Below are 19,837 nucleotides of genomic sequence, written 5' to 3'. Positions count from 1 at the left end.
GGAAAATGGTTATGAAATCTCATAATACACCTTTAGGAAGAGTCTTTGATGTGTTTAACTATATCTTTCTAGCCATTGTCGCTCTGGCGATGATCGTTCCCTTTTTATATGTCATTGCCGGTTCATTTGCAACAGAAAGTGAGTTAGCCCGTCGAGCATTTTTTATATTTCCAGAGACATTTACGTTAACAGCCTATGAATATATTTTTTCAACACCGACTTTTGTTAGGGCTATTGGTGTGTCAGTGTTTATTACAGTAGCAGGCACACTACTAAGTTTATCTTTAACATTGACCATGGGCTATGCGTTATCAAAAACACGTCTTGTTGGCCATTCTTTTTTCATATATTTTGTTATTTTCACAATTATATTCCAAGGAGGAATGATTCCAACTTATTTGTTAGTGAGGGATTTAGGATTATTAGATTCATTTTTAGCTTTAATTCTTCCTATTGCCATGAATCCAATGTGGTTAATTATCGTCATCTCATTTTTCCGTACATTACCTAAAGAACTTGAGGAATCAGCAAAAATGGATGGTTGTACTGATGTCGGTGTTTTTTGGAAAATTGCCTTGCCTTTATCAAAACCCATTATTGCTACTTTTGCTTTATTTTACGCAGTAGGATATTGGGGAGATTACTTTAACGCCCTCTTATACATCAATGATAGCACCCGATATCCGGTCATGTTATTGTTGCAAAACATTATGACGATGGCAGATGTAAGATTTGGTGAAATCGATTCGTTAGTGGAGCAACCTGACCAGTCCTTAAAATTTGCTGTCATTGTTGTTGCGACATTACCCATTATGTTTGTTTATCCATTTTTACAAAAGCATTTTGCAAAAGGAATGTTATTAGGGTCGGTTAAAGGCTAATAGAGAGAAGGGGGTACTAGAATGAATAAACTGAAATATGTGTTAGTTGGAACAGGTGGAAGAGCTGAGTTTTTTTACGGAGCATTAGCGAAAGATTTTAAAGAAACAGCAGAGCTTGTCGCGTTTTGTGATGTAAACGAAACGAGAATGAATTATGCGAATCAATTATTGGTAGAAAAATATAAGCACTCTAACATTCACACGTATCGAGCATCTGAATTTGAAAATATGGTTGCAACGGAAAAACCAGATGTGGTCATTGTTACGACCGTTGATCGCACCCATCATACGTACATTATAAAAGCATTGGAATTAGGATGTAATGTCATTACTGAAAAACCAATGACCGTGGACGCTGAGAAATGTCAAGCGATACATGATGCGGTGAATCGAACAGGAAAAGAAGTGAGGGTAACCTTTAATTATCGGTATGCCCCTCATAATACGAAAATCCGTGAGTTAATTCGTGATGGTGTGATTGGTGAAGTGTTTTCGGTTCATTTTGAATGGGCATTGGATACACAGCATGGTGCTGATTATTTCCGACGGTGGCATCGAGACAAACGAAATAGTGGTGGGCTATTAGTTCATAAATCGACACATCATTTTGATTTAGTAAACTTTTGGCTTGGAACAGAGCCTGATACAGTGTATGCGAATGGGGGACTGCGCTTTTATGGGAAAGAAAATGCAGAGTCCCGTGGGGTTACGCAGTTTTATCAGCGCGCACATGGAAGTAAGTATGCAAAAGACGACCCATTTGCACTGCACTTAGAGAAAAATGAACATTTAAAAGCGATGTATTTAAATGCAGAGCATGAAGATGGTTATTACCGTGACCAAAGTGTGTTTGGAGATGGAATTGATATCGAAGACACACTAGCGGTCATCGTTCAATATAAAAACAAAGCGATTTTAACGTATTCTTTAAATGCTTATTTACCGTGGGAAGGCTTTATCATTTCTTTTAACGGGAGTAAAGGAAGAATTGAAGTGAAAGTAAGAGAACAATCGTACGTTAACTCTGGAGGAGAAAAGTCGGAAGAAGGTGCGATTGAAGAAAAGTCAATTCAAGTCATACCGATGTTCGGCCCTTCTTATGAAGTAGAAGTAGAAGAAAAAGAAGGTGGGCACGGCGGAGGTGATCCGCTATTACTCCAAGATTTATTTGGAGTGCCACGTACAGACGCGCTTCACCGAGCGGCGTCACATATAGATGGTGCAAGGTCTATCTTAACAGGAATCGCCGGAAATCTATCATTGCAAACAGGGCAGGCGGTAAAAGTAGATCAGTTAGTCAAGTTTTAAAATAAGGAGTGAGTGAAGTTGGAACCTTATTTTCATAGTAATGAGAGTATTTACACGAAATGTAAAGATAATATGGAGCACATATTAGCAACGATTTCGAATCGATATATTGGTAGTCATCCCCCTCATCCTATTACGTACCGGGCATTTTGTTCGAGTGGATTAACGAGATTAAAAGATTACCGTTACCATTTTGATTTTGAAACGAAATTTCCGCACTGCAAAAACGGTGAATCGGTTTATGCATGGGGAAAGTTATGGTCTGACGAGGCAGTGGAGTATATGTTTGCTTTAAATTGTTATGGCCCTGTTCACTTGTATGTGAATGGAGAATTAAAATATCGCTCGACGATTGTGGAAGAGCTAGATCCAAAGAAAAAGGTAGGCTTTCGGTTAAAGATCTGTCAAGGTTGGAATGACTTCGTTTTAAAATTCGTGAAGACGTCATCCGGAATTGGGGGGATTTTTGGAACAGGGTCATTTAAACGGCATCCTATGCACTTTTTATCTCCTACAGCGGAAAGAGACGGGCAAGAAGGTTGGATTTTTACTGAACCATTACGAGAGTCGTTTGAACAATTACCTTCGGAGTTAAATGGACTTGATGAAAAAGTTCAATGGTACCCTGAAATAAAGTGGCCACAGCTAACTTCTGAATGGCAGATGACAAGGATGTTTGGGAACCGTCAACATACATTTGCTGTCGCTTGGTCGAAAATTAACATTCCTTTTTTAGAAAATAAGGGAGTGGAGTTATTCGGTCAGTCAAATGGACGAATTGATATTTTTATCGAGAATGAGATAGTATTTCAAACAAAAGGGTCTTCAAGCTTTCAGATCCAAGTAGAGTTACCATATGGTGAGCATGATGTTGTGATAAAAAGTTACTGTGAGCAAGATGATTGGGGATTTGAAATCAAAGCACGCCAAGAGGAAGTACAATTTCAATTGCCAGTTCCAGTGAAAGGAGCAAACGGCAAATGGTTGTATGCAGGTCTTTTTGAAGACAGGTCTGACATGGATATGAAGGAAATTAGACAAATAACATCGATTATGGATGCGATGGATGGGCCAACGTTTTGGAGACTTGACGAACCACATCTTTATGTGAGGCCTTATTTAGAAAATCGTTTGTTTGGAAAATGGGATTATCCATTAGGGGTTACGTTGTATGGCTTGCTTCAAACGGGAAAAGAGTTGAATCGACAAGATATTATTTCCTACGCAATAAATCATATTGAAACGAGCACAGCATTATATGAGTATTCTTTATGGGATAAAGAACAATACGGTGCAGCGGGCGTGAATAATCAGTTATCAGCGATTGATAGTTTAGATGATTGTGGTTCTTTTGGGGCTACGATGTTACTCGCATCAGAAGTAAATACGATTAAAGATGCCGACCGAGTTGCCCATGATATTGCCCATCATATTTCAATGATTCAAGACCGGTTGCCAGATGGGACATTATATCGCAAGTTTGGAAGTGTTGACTTTATGAAAGATACAATTTGGTGTGATGATTTGTATATGAGTACTCCTTTTTTATGTCGCTACTATCAAAAAACAGGAGACGAAGCGTATTTGCATGATGCTGTATATCAGTTTTTACGGTATAAAGCGTTTCTCTATTTGCCACACCAAAAAATCATGTCCCATGTTTATGACTTTAAATTTGATTCAGCTACAGGTGTACCTTGGGGACGTGGAAATGGGTGGGTGTTGTTTTCTCTATCAGAATTATTAGCTGTCATACCAGAAAACCATAGTGATAGAAATGAGTTAGTAGCCTTTTTTCAAGATTTATGTGAAGGGTATCTTTCACTGCAAGGACCAACTGGAATGTGGCATCAAGTTCTCACTGACTATGAATCATATGAGGAAACTTCTTGTACTTCCATGTTCATATATGGTTTTTCAAGAGGGATTCGTTACGGCTGGTTGAAAGATAAGAAGCGGTATAGTGAGTCTGTTTTTAAAGGTTGGGAGGCGATGTCTCGTCTTGCAATTGATCAGCACGGAAATGTATACGGTGTTTGCCAAGGTTCCGGCTATTCTTTTACAGAGAATTACTATAAAAATGATCTTACATGGATTCTCAATGATACTCATGGTACCGGGATTGTGTTACTAGCTGGAATTGAAACGCTTAAGCTGAAAAAGTCATTAAAGAATAGGAGTGTGAATTGGGCAAAGGGTGGTGTAAAAGCGTGAAGGACTTACGGGACCAATTTTTACATCCAGCAGAGGAATTCACACCAATTCCTTTCTGGTTTTGGAATGATTATTTAACAATAAAAGAAATAAAACGGCAAATTCATGATTTTTATGAGAAAGGGGTGACTGGCTTTGTTCTTCATCCTCGGATAGGGATTCCAGAGGACATTGGCTATTTGTCAGATGATTTTATGGAGTTGGTTTATGAAGCGGTTCGTGAAGCATGCAAGTTGGGAATGCGCGTGGTTTTGTATGATGAAGGGATGTATCCTTCTGGCTCTGCCAATGGTCAAGTTGTCAAAGAAGATTCTCGCTATGCAAGTCGAGGGTTAAAGATGGTCGAACATTCAATAAAGCAAGGAGAAAATGAAATTTCACTTGAACTAGATGAAGGTGATCAGCTTGTTTCCATTCAAGCTGTAGAAAAACTGTCAAATTCGTCCATACATCATGAAAAGACGATAATCTTAAAACCAACCGAAGATAAAGTTGTCTTTATCCCTCCTAGTGAAGGTCAATGGTCGATCTTAATTTTTATTGAAACAGACACAAAAGGAACGATTCGGGGCATTCATTTTGACGAGGATGATGGAGAAAAAAATGCCCCTCCATCAGCTGATTTATTAAATCCTGATGCAGTCAGAACGTACATTCGTCTTACTCACGAAAGATACTACGCTGTACTGAAAGAGTATTTTGGTGAAACGGTAATCGGGATGTTTACGGATGAACCAGATATGCTAGGGCGAAATGCTCTTCCTGGTTTAAAGCCGTGGACGCGCAACTTTTTAGATGTTTTTATACAAGATGGAAATGAAGAATCTGATTTAAGTGCACTCTGGTATGACGTTGGAGCTCATACTAATGATATAAAAAAACGCTATCGCCAATGTATACATGACAGAGTAAGAGAAACATATTATCGGCCGATTAGTGAGTGGTGTCAAAGTCATGGTATTGCGTTAACCGGTCATCCTGCGAAAAGTGATGATATCGGGCTATTGGATTATTTTCAAATACCAGGGCAAGATGTTGTCTGGCGCTGGGTTGCACCTGAAGAAGGGAAATCACTAGAAGGAGAGCATTCTACTGCTGGAAAATGTTCTTCGGATGCAGCAAGACACCGTGGCCGACGAAGAAATTTAAATGAAGTACTAGGTGTATGTGGCAAGGAGAGCAGTTGGGCCTTAAGTCCAGGAGATATGAAATGGTATTTTGACTGGCTGTTTGTAAGAGGAGTGAATTTGATATGTCCGCATGCCTTTTATTATTCGATTAACGGAAAAAAAAGAAGTCATGAGCGGCCTCCAGATGTTGGGCCAAATAACAGTTGGTGGACTTATTATCACTTGTTTTCACAATATATTAAACGGATGAGTTGGGTCATGACAGATAGTGTGAATCAAACGGAAATTGCTGTTTTATGTGAAGAAGACTATTTACCATGGCGTATCGTTAAGCCTCTTTATCAAAATCAAATTGAGTTCAATTATTTGGAAGACTCACTACTAAAGGATTGTTTTATTGGGAATGGTAAAATTCAAATTGAAAAACAAGTGTATAAAGTCATTCTAGTAGAAAATACACTCTCTTTACATGCTGAAGTAGCGGAAAGACTGCAAGCTTTTATAAAAACAGGTGGGCGAGTCATTGTTCTTTCACATTTGTATGGAAAATTTTTAGAGGGAGCGACTGTAATTGAGAATGAACCTAACCTCATAGAGGAAATAGATAAAAATAGTGTGCGACAAGTTAGCTTATCACCAGGAAACACAGACATTCGAATAAGTAAAGTAGAAAAGCAAGGCTGTCTGTTCTATGTTGTAGTGAATGAAGGGGAAGAGATGTATAATGGTAAACTCTTGATAGCGGAAAAAGGAAAAGTAGAATGCTGGGACCCATGGATTGGTGTAATTAACGAAGTGCAAGTTCAGTGTTATGAGGAGAAAGTCGCCATACCACTTGAAATAAATAGACGGGAATCGATTGTTTACTATGTAATGCCGGGGGAAGAGTACTCATTACCATCTGATGATATGAGCTCGCAATGTAAAACAAAGGATGTAGTTGTATTGCAGGGCGAATGGGTGATTAAAAAAGGAAGTTTGTTGTGGCGTGAAAAACAATTGGCATCGTGGTCAAATTGGAACGAGTTGGAATACTATTCAGGCACGCTTGTGTATGAAACACAGTTTGAAATGAAGGAAATTCAAGAGTCCGCTTCGTATACACTTGACCTTGGGGAAGTGTATGAAATCGCTAGTGTTCAAGTAAATGGAAATCCTATTGGAGTGAAAATGTGGGCCCCCTACCGTTTTGAATTGGACCAACAGCATTTAAAAATAAGAACAAATATATTAACAGTGAAAGTAACAAATAATAAAGCAAACGAAATGGATAATGTTAGCTTACAATCAGGATTAGTAGGGCCTGTGGTGATTGAAGTAGAAGTACCTCTGTTAGAGTCATGATAGGATAGGAACTGTCAGTAAAATAAAGCTGAGTAAGAAAAAAGAGGAGTCAATTCGTGTGTGGATTGACTCCTCTTTTTTTATGGCTGAAGGACAGAAAGAGAAGAAAAAGCGAGAGAAGTGTCCTTCATAAAGGCGATGAAGGACAGAAAGAGAAGAAAAAGCGAGAAAGTGTCCTTCATAAAGGCGATGAAGGACAGAAAGAGAAGAAAAAGCGAGAAAGTGTCCTTCATAAAGGCGATGAAGGACAGAAAGAGAAGAAAAAGCGAGAGAAGTGTCCTTCATAAGAGCGATGAAGGACAGAAAGAGAAAAAAAGTAAGAGAAGTGTGCTTCATGAAGGCGATGAAGCCAATAGAGCAAGTCTAATGGACACACTCCACTCAAATAACTCCATCACACTACAATATCCCCTGCAAAAAAGCTCTCATCCTCAACGCTATCTTTAAATCCCGCCAACACCGAAACGCCAAAAAATGAAAATTCCCCCTAAAGTGAAAAAAACTCCCATCCAACACCATTTCAAACTCCCACTTATCCATCTCAATTCAACTCCTTCAACAATTCCAAAAGAAAAAGCAAATGGAACATAATCTTACAAAAATAAATACAAAAAAAGAAAGTGGTAACTATTATGTTAAATATTATGACACAACGCTTGTCATTTTGATTTCGTATGATTAAATAATTTTGAAATAAACCTTTGTAAAAGTATTGAAAAATATTTTTATTTTCAGAAAAATGAGGAATGATTGGTCAAGCTTTTGAGTATGTTTGAAGTATAGTTTTCTAAAAGATTTTCCGATTGCATTTGCTATTTGTTGTCATGAAGGGGGGCTAATTCATGTCGGATGTTGTGTTAGAAATAAAAGAGTTGCATACACACTTTTTTACAGATAGTGGTGAAATCCCAGCGGTGGATGGGATTAGCTTGAGTGTACATAAAGGAGAAGTCGTAGGTATCGTAGGTGAGTCGGGCTGTGGGAAAAGTGTAACGTCACTTTCTATTATGCAGCTTGTTCCGAAACCGCCTGGGAAAATCGTTTCGGGTGAAATTAATTTTAAAGGAACAAATCTAGCAAAGGTAACAGAGAAACGAATGAAAAAAATTCGTGGAAATGAAATCTCAATGATTTTCCAAGAGCCGATGACCTCGTTAAATCCGTTGTTTACGATTGGGAATCAAATGAGAGAAGCAATTTTAATTCACCAAAAAATGAGCAAAAAAGAAGCGCATCTAAAAGCGATAGACATGCTAAAACTTGTTGGAATCCCGAGAGCGGAAGCGGTCATTGATGAGTATCCGCACCAGTTGTCCGGCGGGATGAGGCAGCGGGTAATGATTGCGATTGCGATGTCGTGTGACCCAGAACTTCTGATTGCTGATGAACCAACGACAGCACTAGATGTCACGATTCAAGCACAGATTCTAGATATTATGAAAAATTTAAATAAACAAAACGAAACGGCGATTCTATTAATCACGCATGACCTTGGCGTTGTTGCGGAAATATGTGATCGGGTCATCGTGATGTATGCTGGTCAAGTGGTAGAGGAAGGGACAACTCGTGAAATTTTAAAAAGTCCAAAGCATCCATATTCAAAAGGGCTTATCCGTTCTTTGCCAAAGCTTCATGAAAGAGAGCAAACACTGTATTCGATCCCTGGGACAGTGCCGAAGCCAAAAATGGGGAGAGTGGGCTGTCGATTTGCTGACAGGTGTGAATCGGCGTTTGACCGTTGTTTCAATGAGAACCCCGCTTTACTTTCTTTAGAAAATCATCGAAAGAGTCGTTGCTTTTTATACGAGAAGAAGGAGGAGGACGTTGCTAATGCCTGAGCCAATATTGGAAGTAAAAGGGCTGAAAAAGTACTTTGATATCCGAGGTGGAATTTTTGGTCGCAAAGTTGGTGAAGTCAAAGCGGTTGATGACGTTTCCTTTTCCGTTATGGAAGGTGAGATTCTTGGAATTGTTGGGGAGTCGGGCTGTGGGAAGTCCACAACTGGAAAATCGATTTTACGATTAATTGAACCGACAGAAGGAGAAGTTAACTTCCTTGGGCAAGATGTGACAAAGCTGAAGGCGGAAGAAATGAGGCAACTGCGAAAAGATATGCAAATTATTTTCCAAGACCCATATGCTTCCTTAAATCCAAGGCATACTGTTGAAAAAATTATAAGTGAACCATTGTTAATACATGGTATGACTTCAAAAGAAGAACGAAAAAAGCGTGTGCATGAATTACTAGAAGTTGTTGGATTGAGTAGTTATCATGCGGCAAGATACCCACACCAGTTTAGTGGAGGACAAAGACAAAGAATTGGTATTGCGAGAGCGTTAGCGAATAACCCGAAACTCATCATTTGTGATGAGCCTGTTTCCGCGTTAGATGTCTCCGTACAGTCACAAATCTTAAACTTAATGGAAAAACTCCGTGATGAATTTCAACTAACCTATCTTTTTATTGCTCATGATTTAAGTGTCATTAAACATATTAGTGATCGAATCGGTGTGATGTACTTAGGTCAAATGGTAGAGCTTACAGATAGAGACCGGCTTTATGAGAATCCGAAGCATCCTTATACAAAAGCACTTCTTTCTGCCGTTCCACTACCAGATCCGGATATAAAAAAAGAACGGATCATTTTAAAAGGGGATGTCCCCAGTCCTGCTGATCCGCCATCTGGCTGTCCGTTTCATACACGATGTCCAGAGATGATTGATAGATGTAAAGAGGTGAAACCTAAGTTTCAATCCGTGGAAGATAACCATTTTGTTGCCTGTCATTTATATGAATAGATAGGGAACAAAGTTTTATCTATATTAAAAAAATTAAGGGGGAAAAATGAATGAAATGGAAATGGTCATGTTTATTTGCCATGATGCTCGCTTTTCTTTTCGTGTTTGCAGCTTGCAGCAATAGCGAGGAGACCGATAATGAACCGGCAGAAGAGCCAGCTGAAGAAGCAGTAGATTCCGAGGATGAAGGTGAAGGGACACAAGAAGCGTCTGGTGAACAAGTGTTAGTGTTTGCTAGAGGTGGAGATTCTGAAAGTTTAGACCCAGGTAGTACAACAGACGGGGAATCATCTCGTGTAACAGTCCAAGTATTAGAAGGGTTACTGCAATTTGATAAAGAGTCTTTTGAGCTGACTCCAGGCTTAGCCCATGATTGGGAAGTGTCTGAGGACGGCTTAAACTATACATTCTATCTTGAAGAAGGTGTGACTTTCCATGATGGCTCTGATTTTAATGCAGAAGCTGTAAAAACGAACTTTGAGCGCTGGTCAGACCCAGATCATGAATATGCATTTACTGATGAAGGGTATGTGTATTCAATGTATGGCACGATGTTTGGTGGGTTCAAAGGCGATGAAGGACACGTCATTGATGAAATTAATGTCATTAACGACTATGAAATTGAATTTGTTTTGAATCAGCCATTAGGTTTCTTTTTACAAAACTTAGGGATGAGTTATTTTGGAATTACGTCACCAGCAGCACTTGAAGAGTATGGTTCAAAAATTAACGAAAACCCTGTTGGTACAGGTCCATTTAAGTTTGTAAGCTGGAGCAAAGATGATTCCATTATTTTAGATAAAAATGAGAACTATCGTATAGAAGGATATCCAAAACTAGACCGTGTTATTTTTGAAGTCATCCCTGATAACGCTGCTCGATTAATTGCGCTCCGCTCAGGTGAAATTGACATTATGGATGGACTAAATCCAGATGATGCAGCGGGAATTGAAGCAGAAGACAGCTTGGAGCTTTTAACTCGTGCGGAAAACAACTTCGCTTATTTAGGATTTAATACGCAAAAAGCCCCACTAGACAAAGTAGAAGTACGCCAAGCGATTAACTACGCCATCGATAAGAAAGCGATTGGTGATGCGTTATATGCAGGTTATGCCAACGTGGCGAAAAATCCATTACCTCCTGGATATTTAGGATATAACGACGATGTAGAAGGGTATGACTTCAATCCAGAAAAAGCAAAAGAATTACTTGCTGAAGCTGGTTATGAAGGTGGCCTAGACATTGAGCTTTGGACTATGCCTGTAGCAAGACCTTACATGCCAGACCCAGAGACGGTATCACAAATCATTCAAAACAATCTAGAACAAGTCGGTATCAATGCAACGATCGTACGTGAAGAATGGGCACCTTACTTAGAGAAAACAATGAACGGGGAGCAACAGCTTTACATGCTTGGCTGGTCCGGAACAAATGGAGACCCAGATTATTTCTTAAGTAGCTTACTTCATGGCTCGAACGTCGGAAGTAGTAACCGTTCCTTCTATCAAAATGATGAAGTTGACAAACTATTAGATGCAGCCAAAAGAGCGGTGGACCAAGATGAAAGAGCAGACCTGTATAAACAAGCACAGGCGATTATCTCTGAAGATTCACCAATGGTAACATTAGTCCACTCTACACCAGTGATGGCGACATCAAGCAACGTACTAAATTACGTCCCACATCCATCAACAAGTGAACCATTAACAGAAGTAGAATTAGCGAACTAATACAGGAAAATAGGTAGTAGTTTTCAAGCTACTACCTTCTATTTTCAATCATAACGGACATGTATTCCGCTATTCGTAAAAAACACGCCTTTTTCAAATTGTAACGGACATCTGTTCCGTTACTTCATGATAATAGCGGGAAAATGACTTCGTTTTTCTACATTAACGGAACGAATGTCCGTTAACCTTGGACAAACGCGATTTTTTCATCAAATAGCGGATCCTATGTCCGTAAGAATTGAATTTATAAAGCTATCGAAACGTTCTCGACAGCATGAGGTAGTAGTGTCGAGCTACTACCTTTTATTCACAAAAAAGCATTGGAACTGGGGTGAAGTTTTTGTTTACTTATATATTGCGACGTCTCGCGTTATTAGTGCCAGTTCTTATTGGGATGACACTCATTACATTTTCCATTGTTCATTTAATCCCCGGAAATCCAGCTCAAGTGATACTCGGTGAAACCGCGACAGAACAAGCGATTGCTGATTTAGAAGAAAGCATGGGATTAAATAAACCATATTTCGTTCAATATGGACTTTATCTTTCTGGACTTCTTCAAGGTGATTTAGGGACATCCCTTCGTTCGAAAGCGGAAATCTCGAGTGAAATTTGGCCGTATATCGCAGCGACCTTTGAACTATCGTTGTTTGCGATGTTATTTGCGGTCATCATTGGAGTGAACGCCGGAATAATTAGCGCATGGAAACAAAATTCGTGGTTTGATTTTTTAGCCATGTTCATTGCTTTAGTTGGTGTATCTATCCCTGTATTCTGGTTAGCCTTAATGGAACAATGGATTTTCGCGCAAGAACTAGGATGGCTACCGGCATATGGAAGACAAAACAGTCGCGACCCGATCGAGGCCATTACACATTTTTATGTACTCGACTCTCTCCTTCATATGGATTTTGAACGTGTGATGACATCATTAAAACATTTAGTCCTTCCAAGTGTCGCACTAGGAACGATTCCGATGGCGATTATTGCACGGATGACACGTTCGAGTATGCTTGAGGTCATGAAATCAGATTACATCCGTACGGTTCGTGCCAAGGGGGCAGGACAATTCCTAGTTATTTATAAGCATGCATTAAAAAATGCCGTTATCCCTGTTTTAACAGTAATCGGTTTACAGACAGGTGTTCTCTTAGGTGGAGCTATTTTAACAGAGACGATTTTCAGTTGGCCAGGTATTGGTCGATATGTATATGAAGCAATTAATTACCGGGACTATCCTGTCATTCAATCTGGGATTTTAGTCATTGCCTTTATCTTTGTCATGATTAATCTCATTGTTGATATTCAATATAAATTCATTGATCCAAGGATTAAATACTAAGGGGGGGATACGATGTCAATGTTAAAAAAACGTGAACAATCAATGAATCTAGCTCAGGATGATGCAACGAAAAAAAGAACGAACACCCCTGAGGAAATGGAAGCGGTCTCCCCTTGGAAAGATGCATTTAGGCAATTAAGAAAAAATCGATTCGCTATCATAGGATTTTCCATCATTGTCTTTTTTGTCTTAGTGGCCATCATTGCACCACTCTTAACTTCTTATACGTATGCAGAGCAAAATGTCGTGAATCGATTGCAACCACCATCAGCTGAGCATTGGCTTGGGACAGACCATCTTGGCCGAGATATTTTCACTCGAATTGCCTATGGGGCGAGGGTCTCCTTAATGGTTGGTTTCTTTGCAGTAACAGGGGCGTTAGTTTTCGGGACATTATTAGGAATTATAGCCGGTTACTATGGGCGTTGGGTCGATATGCTCATTTCTCGAATCTTTGATATATTACTAGCTTTCCCAAGTATTTTACTGGCGATTGCGATTGTAGCGATTCTTGGGGCATCTTTACAAAACGCATTAATCGCCATCGCCATTATAAACATTCCGATATTCGGAAGGCTCGTTCGTTCAAAGGTGATCAGTTTACGAGAAGAAGAATATATTATGGCAGCAAAAGCACAAGGGATGAAAAACGGAAGAATCATATTGCATCATATTCTACCGAACAGCATCGCACCGATTATCGTTCAATCGACATTAGGGTTTGGTACAGCCATTCTTGAAGCCGCAGCACTCGGATTTCTTGGCTTAGGTGCTCAACCACCAAGACCAGAGTGGGGGCAAATGCTTGCTGATTCTCGTGACTTTTTAACGTTAGCGCCATGGACATTAGTTGTGCCAGGAGTTTGTATTATGCTCGTTGTGCTTGGTTTTAACTTAATGGGCGATGGGCTAAGGGATGCATTAGATCCGAAGATGAAGAGTTAAAGTGTGACAGAACGCTTGGATTAATATCTAAGCGTTCTTTTTTGATGGCTCATGAATCTTCAAACCAAGCCTTTGTCGGTCTCGTCTCAGGAAAGCCATATTTTTCACGGTACACCTTTCTTTCTTCTGTAAAATCAAACCACTGCTTGTTAGAGTTCTGATTATTGGCATAGTGTATCACACACCGAATTTGGTCTTCGACACAACTATCAGTCCATACACCAAGTTGTTGTTCTAATTGGTCAAAAAGGAAAGCAGCATTTTTATTCTTGATTTCAGTTAGAGAATAGAGCTTCAACTGAAATACCAGTTTTTCAGCTAACTTATAGCCAATCGAAGGAATTGTTTGAAACTCTGCTAGCCCTTTTAAAGTTTTGGCTTTTTCAAGTGGTATGTCTAAGAGTTCGCTAATATGATCGACAGTAAAAATATGTAATTCGCTTATCTTTACTCTTGCTTTTCGTAGTTTTGATTTTTCCTCTTGAGTGAGTGGTAATTTGATGATTGAGATCAATAGCTTTCCTCCTTTTGTAAGATAGTGTAAGTGATCGTTTCTTTATTAAGTTGTTAATTCCTTTATTAGATGTAGTTTTTTTTTGACTTTATTAGGATGAAAAAGTAGTATAATTTACTAAAAATAGTATATTCCATAACCGCTTCAAAGGAGAACAATATGAAACTCTACTTCATCTGGCTAGCCATTCATTTCTTAGTCTGGTCTTTGGCCATCCTTCAGTTTTCAACTATAAATGAAGCGCAAATATCCAGTCTAAGCCTCTTTTTTCTTATTTTGTTCATTTTACCGCTGTTTTCTGAAAAAAAGTGGATTCAAACTGGACTGTTTTGCGTACAGTTAGTATCGCTATTCATTATTTTTAATCCGACAGAACAATGGCTAAGTCCATTTGTCTTATTACTTCATGCTTTACTTTTTGCTGAGGCTGTGTATTATTTGGACCGTGTTAAAAGTCTGATTGTCTTAGGCGTTCAAATGATTAGCGTTGTTTTCTTAGTTTCAGAAGCAATGGTAACAACTGCACAATATGGGTTTGGTAGCTTGTTTTATTTGTTTGTCATTCTTGCTTGTTTTTATTATCAAACGGGTCATATCCGTTTAATGGAAATCCAAAAACAGCATAATGCCTTACTTGATGAATATCGAAAAATGAAACGACAGCTTGTTTTAGAGGAGGAGCAAGCGAGATTAGATGAACGTGTTCGAATTGGTCATGAAATTCATGATTCTGTCGGACATAAATTAACTGCGTTGCTCATGCAACTAGAGACCCTGCGTTTGTCAGCAGAAGAAAAGGACAAAGAGAAAATCGGGACTCTGAAAAACTTGGCTGGTGAAAGCTTGGATGAAACGAGACGAGCGGTGAAATCATTTAAGCAACGTGATATTGGTGGGTTACAAGGGGTTATCCGATTAATTCGGAAGTTAGAAATGGAAAGCTTTATGAAAATTCATTTCTCTGTAAAACATGGGGCTTTTGCCGCGCCATTATCAGGAGAACAGTCATTTGCGATTTATCGTGCTGTTCAAGAAGCGCTAACGAATATTATGAAGCATAGTTCGACTCGTGAAGCAGAGGTTATGTTTGAGTCACCGGGGGGCAGTGTGTTCCGTTTCGAAGTTTCCAATCAAGCTCCGCCTAATCCTTTTTTTCATGAAGGATATGGGTTGAAAGCGATGCGAGAGCGTATCGAGCAAGTCGGTGGAACATTAGAAATTGAATATGACCGGAATGAATTTATCGTCAGAGGTATCATTCGATTAACGGAACGGAGGGGATGACATGATTAAAGTTTTATTAGCAGAAGACCAAGTGATGGTGCGGCAAGGCTTAAAAATGATGATTGAAACTGATGAAGAAATTACGGTAACAGGGGAAGCGAATAATGGGAAGGAAGCGGTAAGTTTATGTGAGAAGCAACAGTTTGATATTGCGATATTAGATATCCGAATGCCTGAAATGGACGGACTTGCAGCAGCGAAAGTGTTACGTTCGCGCTTTCCACATATGAAGATTGTCATGCTTACAACCTTTGATGATAATGAGTATGTACTCGATGCGTTAAAGCTTGGTGCGAGCGGGTATATGCTGAAAAATGGGGATACGGAGTCTTTAATTCGCTCGATTAAAAGCGCACTAAATGGGGGGCTTTCTTTAGAAGACCATGTCGCTGCTAAAGTTATGCCTGTGTTATTAAATCATGAAAAAGAAGAAACCGTTGATCCAACATTAACACCAAGAGAACGTGCGATTTTAACTTGTATTGGAGAAGGGTTAAATAATAAAGAAGTCGCTGAACGATTAGGGTTATCCGTTGGTACAGTAAAAAATCAAACAAGTCACATTTTAGAGAAATTGCAACTGAGGGATCGGACACAACTCGCGATTTATGCGATTCGACATCGTCTCGTGTAAAGAAAAGTGACAAAAGTAATATAAGACTAACGAATGAGTGACCAGAGTCAATAGTGACTTTGGTTTTTTTGATTTATGATGGCATTACAAAGAGTTACGATGAACAAAAGGAGGCATATCAAATGCTTGAGACGATACATGTGAGCAAATCTTTTAAAGGGAAAAAAGCGGTGCAAGATGTAAGCTTATATTTAAATCAAGGGGAGTCTGTCGGTTTAATCGGACCAAATGGTGCAGGAAAATCAACAACGATATCGATGATTTCGACATTAATAAAGCCGACAACGGGTGAAATTAAATTGAATGGTGTGAACACGATTGATAATCCGAGTGAGCTTCGAAAAATTTTAGGAGTTGTCCCCCAGGAAATAGCGTTGTATGAGGAGTTGTCTGCTTATGAAAATTTGCAGTTTTTTGGTTCGATTTATAATTTAACTGGCAAGGAGTTAGAAAAAAATATTCAAGAAGCGTTAGACATTGTCGGCTTAAAAGACCGTCAAAAAGATGTGGTCAAAACATTTTCTGGTGGAATGAAGCGGAGAATCAACATTGCTGCTGCATTACTTCATCAACCAAAAATTTTAATTTTAGATGAACCGACAGTTGGAATTGACCCACAATCTCGAAATCATATTTTAGAAACAGTGCGCATGTTAAACGAAAAAGATAACACAACGATTTTATATACAAGTCATTATATGGAGGAAGTGGAACAGCTTTGTGACCGGTTGTACATTATGGACCACGGTGAAATCATTGCCGCTGGAACAAAAGAGGAATTGCTGAGCATATTATCCACAGAAGATACGATAAAAGTCGAAGTCAGTAAGCTAGATGAAGTGTTTGTAGAACAAGTGAAATCGATTGATGGGATTCGTAAAATTGAAGCTAGTCAAGGACAATTGAAAATCATTGTGAAAAAAGGAAGCCATTTCATTCGAGAGCTTGTCCATGTGGCTGACAGTCATCAAGTACAAATTATTCAATATCAAGCAGAGACGCCAAGTTTGGAAGATGTATTCCTTCACCTAACTGGGCGAACATTACGAGATTAGGAGGAGGGACGATGAGAAGTTTTATAAAAAAAGATTTGTTGCTATGTTGGCGTGACCGAAAAGAAATGTTGGTTGTCCTTCTCCTTCCGATTATTTTGGTTGTCGTTTTAAATTTTGCATTTTCTGGTTTATTTAGTGGAGAAGAAGAGGAGATGGATTTACAATTAGCTGTGGTTCATCTTGATGATGAAGAGAGCGGATGGAATCAAGTTAAGGAAAAAATAGTAGACAATGATGCAATAGGAGAAGAGCAAAAAGCAGCCATTATCGCACAAGAAAAGGAATTTCGTCCTGTTTCGATGTTGCTAGATTACCTCCAAAGTGACGAAGTAGGAAAGTGGGCAACGGTCCATATGCTTTCTGAAGATGAAGCGGTTAGAAAAGTAGAAGAAGGAGAAATGGATGGGATGCTTCTCATTCCCGAAGGCTATACAGCGGATAACTTGTATGCTGCTTTTACAAGGGAATCCTCAACCATATCATTAATTTATAAGCTTGAAAAAGAAAATCTTCAAACAAGTGTACTTTATCAAATGATTGAAGGGTTTATGGATCAGATGAATGTTGGAGTAGCCATTCAACAAATAGGCATCAATGAGAATTTAGACATGAGGGTACCAGTTGGTGGAATCGAGCAAACAGAAGGGGGCAACAACTTTACGATTGCACAGTATTTCACGATTACGATGGCAGTGTTGTTTGCTTTATTTTTATCTGGAACAGTAGCAACGAAAACAGGTGAAGAAATTAGACAAAAAGTGTTTCATAGGATTTTGTTAACGGATAGTCGTCCTGTTTTATTTCTCACTGGAAAAATTGTCTCGTCCTTTCTTTTAGTATGGCTGCAAATCATGTTTGTTTTTTTAGTGTCACATTTTCTGTTAGGGGTTTTCCCTGAGCGGTCAGCAAGCTTTTGGTTTGGAACAGTTGCGATTGTAACTTTATTTTCGATCGTTGTTTCTGGTATGACCGCAGTATATACCATTATTGCGTTAAAGGTCGAGAACACGGATATATTGAATGGAATCGTCATGTTCGTCATTTTAATATTAGGGGTGTTAGGTGGAAACTTTGTGCCGATTTATATATTACCTGATTGGCTCAAACAAATTGGAGAATGGACACCAAACGGTCAAATACTAGTCATGTTTACACAATGGGTTCAGTTTGAAGATGTTACTTCGTTGCTATTCCAAAGTATCGTTTTATTAGCGTTCTTCTTCCTTTGTATAGTTTGGAGTGTCGCATATTATCCAAATAGGGGGGAAGCGAAATGAAATCAGTTATATGGGCACAGTTTTCAAAAGATAAACGCAATCCTTTTGTCCTCTTATTGTTTATTGCCGGTAGTATTTTAGCGACGCTTTTATTTGCAGGTGGTGCTTACATCCCAACTACGATTGCCATTTTTAGCGAGGAACCGAATGCAGCTGAAATTGAAGCGAAATGGGAAGAGTTATTAAATGTGGATGATTCGTTTCATTTTGTTGTAGTAGATGCAAAACAAGCTCGGGAAGATGTAAAAGATGGAAAAGCAGATATTGCCGTAAAGCTATTCGAACATGATTATCAATTAGTCACAACAAGTGAATTATCAAGTGTTGCTTATGTTCAGCATTATGTTCATAAAGTCTTTCATCAAGAAGCACAAATTCGTGCGATTGTAGAAGCAGAAGGAGACGAACAAGTTCGCTCCGAGATTGAAGCTTATTTTACAGAAGGCCCGTTCCAGGTAGAAGTACAGGGACTGCATACAGAAGAAATCCCTAAGTATAATATTAGTGTTCAATTGATGTTTGCGTTCTCGTTGTTAATCTCTATGTTTATTTTAGGGTTTAAAGTAAACAATGTCACAAATGACAAAGTGTCTGGTGTATGGAACCGTATGATTTTATCACCACTAAGTAAAACAAAAATGTATAGTGGGTATATAAGTTACAGTTTTTTTATAACGTTAGCGCAGCTTGTTGTCGTATTGCTCATATTTAAATATGTATTAAATTATGAGGTTGGCGATAATTTTCCGTTAGTTATCCTTATCGTAGCATGCTTCATTTTCAGCATGATTAGTTTAGCGATGTTAATTACCGGGATTGTGCGGACTCCAGAGCAATTTTATTCGATTTACCCGTCGTTCATTCCCGTTATCCCGCTCATCAGTGGAGCGTATATGATGCCAGGTACAATTACAAATCCGGTGTTAGTGTTTATCGCAGATTTATTTCCGATGGCTCATGCAATGGAAGCCCTTATGTCTGTTGTTTTCTATCAAGCGAGTTTACAAGATGTTATGATGCAGCTTTTGATTATGCTGTTAATTGGCGTAATTGCGATGGGCGTTGGGATTAATTTAATTGAGCGGAGAGGAAGTTAAGGGTTCAAAAGCCTTGGAATCAGTATGTTCCGAGGCTTTTTGTTGTCAGTGGATAGGGCAGGTGGTGATGCAGAAAAACATCCGAGTCAGAGGACATACGATCCGCTATTTCATAAAAAAGTAACGCTTTTCAAAAGCTATCGGACATCTGTTCCGTTACTTTTAAGAAAAGAAGGTTACAGAAGGCTGATTCTGTCAAGTAGCGGAACGTATGTCCGATAAAAATTGAAAAGTGGTGTTTTTTCTTTACATAGCGGAATATATGTCCGAACGGGAAGCGATA

16 protein-coding genes are annotated in these 19,837 nt (G+C 39.0%); 15 read left to right on the top strand and 1 reads right to left on the bottom strand.

Going from position 1 to position 19,837, the window contains the following annotated elements; all coding sequences use genetic code 11:
- The first annotated feature begins 5 nt into the window (after positions 1-5).
- The 10 genes from T323_RS0122030 (at position 6) to nikC (ending at position 13,693) form a co-directional block, all read left to right on the top strand.
- Positions 6-881 carry a carbohydrate ABC transporter permease gene (locus T323_RS0122030; RefSeq protein ID WP_243532425.1) on the top strand — a complete coding sequence of 292 codons (876 nt, stop codon included), beginning with the start codon at positions 6-8 and terminating at the stop codon, positions 879-881.
- 21 nt (positions 882-902) lie between these two features.
- Positions 903-2,189 carry a Gfo/Idh/MocA family protein gene (locus tag T323_RS0122025; protein WP_026675213.1) on the top strand — a complete coding sequence of 429 codons (1,287 nt, stop codon included), beginning with the start codon at positions 903-905 and terminating at the stop codon, positions 2,187-2,189.
- Between the two features lie 18 nt (positions 2,190-2,207).
- Positions 2,208-4,403 (top strand): glycoside hydrolase family 88/105 protein, encoded by a 2,196-nt coding sequence (locus tag T323_RS0122020; RefSeq protein ID WP_035179617.1) that lies wholly within the window; start codon positions 2,208-2,210, stop codon positions 4,401-4,403.
- Positions 4,400-6,877 (top strand): glycosylhydrolase-like jelly roll fold domain-containing protein, encoded by a 2,478-nt coding sequence (locus tag T323_RS0122015; RefSeq protein ID WP_035179615.1) that lies wholly within the window; start codon positions 4,400-4,402, stop codon positions 6,875-6,877. Before T323_RS0122020 ends, T323_RS0122015 begins: the two co-directional genes overlap by 4 nt.
- 56 nt (positions 6,878-6,933) lie before the next feature.
- A complete protein-coding gene (locus tag T323_RS27425) occupies positions 6,934-7,164 on the top strand; it encodes a hypothetical protein (RefSeq protein ID WP_035179613.1) in 231 nt (76 codons plus the stop codon).
- A 555-nt stretch (positions 7,165-7,719) separates the two neighbouring features.
- Complete coding sequence (locus T323_RS0122000; RefSeq protein ID WP_026675210.1) at positions 7,720-8,715, top strand: ABC transporter ATP-binding protein; 996 nt, start codon at positions 7,720-7,722, stop codon at positions 8,713-8,715.
- Positions 8,708-9,676 (top strand): ABC transporter ATP-binding protein, encoded by a 969-nt coding sequence (locus tag T323_RS0121995; protein WP_026675209.1) that lies wholly within the window; start codon positions 8,708-8,710, stop codon positions 9,674-9,676. The genes T323_RS0122000 and T323_RS0121995 overlap by 8 nt, the downstream gene beginning before the upstream one ends.
- A 50-nt stretch (positions 9,677-9,726) precedes the next feature.
- Positions 9,727-11,406 carry an ABC transporter substrate-binding protein gene (locus T323_RS0121990; protein ID WP_026675208.1) on the top strand — a complete coding sequence of 560 codons (1,680 nt, stop codon included), beginning with the start codon at positions 9,727-9,729 and terminating at the stop codon, positions 11,404-11,406.
- Positions 11,407-11,746: 340 nt separating this feature from the next.
- Entirely contained in the window at positions 11,747-12,748 is a 1,002-nt protein-coding gene (locus T323_RS0121985; protein WP_026675207.1) for an ABC transporter permease, read from the top strand.
- 42 nt (positions 12,749-12,790) lie between these two features.
- Positions 12,791-13,693: a nickel transporter permease gene (gene nikC / locus T323_RS0121980; protein WP_051556690.1), complete on the top strand. Its 903-nt coding sequence runs from the start codon at positions 12,791-12,793 to the stop codon at positions 13,691-13,693.
- 49 nt (positions 13,694-13,742) lie between these two features.
- Here the strand turns inward: nikC and T323_RS0121975 are convergent, their stop codons facing one another.
- On the bottom strand, positions 13,743-14,207 hold the full coding sequence (locus T323_RS0121975; RefSeq protein ID WP_026675205.1) for a helix-hairpin-helix domain-containing protein: 465 nt from the start codon (positions 14,205-14,207) through the stop codon (positions 13,743-13,745).
- 159 nt (positions 14,208-14,366) lie between these two features.
- Between T323_RS0121975 and T323_RS0121970 the strand changes: the two genes are divergently transcribed.
- From T323_RS0121970 to T323_RS0121950, 5 genes are all read left to right on the top strand, one after another.
- Positions 14,367-15,491: a sensor histidine kinase gene (locus T323_RS0121970; RefSeq protein WP_026675204.1), complete on the top strand. Its 1,125-nt coding sequence runs from the start codon at positions 14,367-14,369 to the stop codon at positions 15,489-15,491.
- Position 15,492: 1 nt separating this feature from the next.
- Entirely contained in the window at positions 15,493-16,125 is a 633-nt protein-coding gene (locus T323_RS0121965; RefSeq protein ID WP_026675203.1) for a response regulator, read from the top strand.
- A 122-nt stretch (positions 16,126-16,247) separates the two neighbouring features.
- Positions 16,248-17,180: an ABC transporter ATP-binding protein gene (locus tag T323_RS0121960; protein ID WP_026675202.1), complete on the top strand. Its 933-nt coding sequence runs from the start codon at positions 16,248-16,250 to the stop codon at positions 17,178-17,180.
- Between the two features lie 11 nt (positions 17,181-17,191).
- Positions 17,192-18,457, top strand: a complete 1,266-nt coding sequence (locus T323_RS0121955; protein ID WP_026675201.1) for an ABC transporter permease — start codon at positions 17,192-17,194, stop codon at positions 18,455-18,457.
- Complete coding sequence (locus T323_RS0121950) at positions 18,454-19,554, top strand: ABC transporter permease (protein ID WP_026675200.1); 1,101 nt, start codon at positions 18,454-18,456, stop codon at positions 19,552-19,554. The genes T323_RS0121955 and T323_RS0121950 overlap by 4 nt, the downstream gene beginning before the upstream one ends.
- The last annotated feature ends 283 nt before the right edge of the window (positions 19,555-19,837 follow it).

The sequence above is a fragment of the Alkalihalobacillus bogoriensis ATCC BAA-922 genome, from assembly GCF_000621445.1.
GTDB classification, from domain to species: domain Bacteria; phylum Bacillota; class Bacilli; order Bacillales; family Bacillaceae_F; genus Bacillus_AO; species Bacillus_AO bogoriense.
The sequence above is the reverse complement of the archived record's forward strand: the minus strand, read 5'-3'. Positions and strand labels throughout refer to the sequence as shown.